This is a genomic window from Glycomyces dulcitolivorans, from assembly GCF_003265355.1.
In the GTDB taxonomy this organism is placed as follows: Bacteria; Actinomycetota; Actinomycetes; order Mycobacteriales; family Micromonosporaceae; genus Glycomyces; species Glycomyces dulcitolivorans.
In genome coordinates, this window is record NZ_QFRW01000150.1 from 1 (window position 1) to 2,687 (window position 2,687).

2 protein-coding genes and 1 pseudogene are annotated in these 2,687 nt (G+C 73.7%); 2 read left to right on the forward strand and 1 reads right to left on the reverse strand.

Going from position 1 to position 2,687, the window contains the following annotated elements:
• Nucleotides 1–1,251 (reverse strand): annotated as a pseudogene (locus DI269_RS26595) (hypothetical protein); the annotation flags it as partial.
• Between the two features lie 183 nt (nucleotides 1,252–1,434).
• Between DI269_RS26595 and DI269_RS13285 the strand changes: the two are divergent.
• Nucleotides 1,435–1,758 carry a hypothetical protein gene (locus tag DI269_RS13285; RefSeq protein ID WP_112136624.1) on the forward strand — a complete coding sequence of 108 codons (324 nt, stop codon included), beginning with the start codon at nucleotides 1,435–1,437 and terminating at the stop codon, nucleotides 1,756–1,758.
• 9 nt (nucleotides 1,759–1,767) lie between these two features.
• Nucleotides 1,768–2,687 (forward strand): WXG100 family type VII secretion target (locus tag DI269_RS26600; RefSeq protein ID WP_198667403.1); only part of this gene is annotated, 920 nt, incomplete at its 3' end.

The window sequence follows — 2,687 nt, forward strand, 5'->3', positions numbered from 1 at the left end:
CTGCGGGCTGCCACCCGACCCGCCCGCGACCGCCGCCGCGGCCGTCCGGCCGCCGAGGTCCGAGCCCAGCGACCCGCCGACGGTGCCGCCGCCGGACGCGAGGCCGCCGCCGCCCCAGATCGACACGTCACCGTGATCCGATGCCTCCCAAGCGGTCTCCTCCACCCGCACCGACCCGTCCCCGCCCGGCGGCACCGGACTCGGATCCTGCGTGGTCTGCGGCGCGACAGGCGCGGCGGGCTGCTCCGCCTCCGGCACCGCCAGATCCATATAGGACGAATCGGCACTCGCCGGGTACGGCCGATCAGACCCGCTCGCCTGCACGGCCGCCAGCTCCTCGCTCTGGCCGTCCCGCTTCGCCGCGATCGACTCGTCGATCGCCGCCTGCCGCTCCTCGTACGCCGCCAGCTCGGCCGCGACCCGCTCCCCGAAGACGTCCTTCGCCTCCTGGCCCGCCAGCGACCTGACGTCCGCGACCAGCGCCCCCAGCCCCGACAGGCCCTCGCCCACCTTCTCCTCGATGAACTCCCGCACCTCGGTCGCCAGCCCCGCGTCGGCCCCCGCGAGCTCCATCGCCCGCTCGGCCTCCTCGCAGGTCATCGTGATGCAGTCCCCGTGCCACCACGCCGGGCGCACATGCAGCGCCGACAGGTTCGACCACTCGCCCTCGACCCCCACCAGCGCTGCCGGATAAGGGATCTCACCCGAATCGCCGCCCTGGAGCGTGTACACCGCCGCCTCGCGCCGCTCCAGCTCCGCGGCCGTCGCCTCCAGGTCGTCGAGCGCACCCTCCACCAGCGCCCGCGCCAGGTCGGCCTGCTCGGCGAACGCGTCGAAGTCGCTCCCCGCCCAGCCCTCCGCGAGCACCGCGAGCTTCGACCGCAACCGCTCCGGCCAGGCCGCCAACCGGTCCCCGACCTCACCCGTCCAACCGTTCCTCAGCCGCTGCAACGAGAACGCATCCGAGTCCTCCGGACGGACCGCCGTGACCGCGGCCCGGAAGTCGTCCTCCGTCGGATACGCCATGCCCTCGCAGCGCGGCTTGAGGCGGTGCAGCTGCCCCTCGACCGGGACCGCCGACGCCAGCTGCACCCAGGCCTCCTCCGCCGGATGCGCCACCGGATGAGGGCACGCCCCGGCCGAGCACCCGGCCCGGCCGCCGGTCTTGGTGTCGCCGAACGCGATCGTGAACTCGAACACCGGCAGCTCCAGCGCGGCCTCGTCGTCGGCCGCGAACAGGTGGTCGGTCATCGCAGCGCACCTCCTCAGGGGGACCCGGCGGTCCTCGTATGCGGCCCATGGAAGACCGCCCCGTCACACATCCGTCATCGGGCGCCCGCGCCGCAGCGGTGACCGATCGGTGACCTCGGCCGCCACGATGCCGGGAACGCCGCCGGGCGCCCGTCCGGGAGTGCGGAAGCGAAGGAGGAACCCATGACCGTGCACATGGACGTCGACGACGTACGAGCGGGCGGCACCGGCCTGCGCGCCCTGGCACCCAACTGCCAGAACGCATCCAGGCGGGTGGAGCGCCCGGCGGCGACCGCGGCCGAAGGCAACCGCGGCTTCGCCACCGGCGACGCCGGTCGGCGCTGGCAGGCCTCGCTCGCGGCGGTCGCCACCGGCGTCGAACGCCGCCTCACCTGGCAGGGCGACCAGGTCGTCGGCAGCGCCGACGACGCCGAGTCGACCGACCAGGCGACCGGGACCCGCTTCGGCGACATCCAGAACCGCATCCAGACCGGCCCGAAGCGATAGGAGCAGCCGATGCCCACCTATCAGGACGCCCTCGCGGCCGACCCCTCCCAGTTCCTTGCCTATGCGACCGAGATGACTTCGGCCGCAGCGGATCTCGCGGCCCAGCAGACCGACTACGGCGCCAGGGTCGCCGACATCAACGTCCACTGGCGCGACACCGCGAACGACGCCTTCAACGGCGAGGTCGGCACCGTCAACGCCCACCTGACGCAGGTCATCGGCGAGATCACGACCACGGCCGGGAGCCTCGCGGCGGCCGGGTCGCAGATGCTCACCGAGTGCACGCTCCTCAAGGCGGCCGACGCCGCTTTGAAGGTGGCCGGCTTCTACATCCAGCCCGCGCCGATGGTGACCCTCGGGGCGTTGCAGCGCACCGCGATCGCGATGGCCGGCCCGTTCGGCGGCCTCATCGAGGCCGCCCTCCAGGCCCAGGCCCTCGCCGGGACGCTCGGCCTCCAGGCCCTCACCACCCTCGTCAACGCCGCCGACGCGACGGCGGGAGCCGCCGTCTCGGCGGCCGCCGACCTGCTGAAGCCCTTGGAGGACAAGACGGGCACGGGCGATGAATCCGTGCACGCCACGGCCGAGGACCACTCGGGTGGCGGCAGCGAGGAGTCCGAGGAAGAGGAGTCTAAAGAGGAGGAAGAGGAGAAGAAGGAGGAGCAGGGCAAGGAGGAATCGCCGCAGTCGGAGTCCCAGGAACCGACCTCGCCCGAGACGCCCTCGGGCATGGAGGGCCTCGCCCAGCCCGAGACCCCCGACCTTGAGAACCCTTGGGACGCCTCCGAACTCCCCGACCCCGACGACCTCTCCGGCGGCCTCGCGTCAGGCGGCGGCCTGGGTGGCGGCGTCGGCGGTGGAGTCGGCGGCGCCGGGCTCGGCGCGGGCGGCCTCGGGTCCGGTCCGGGCGGTGCAGGTGTCGGTGCGGC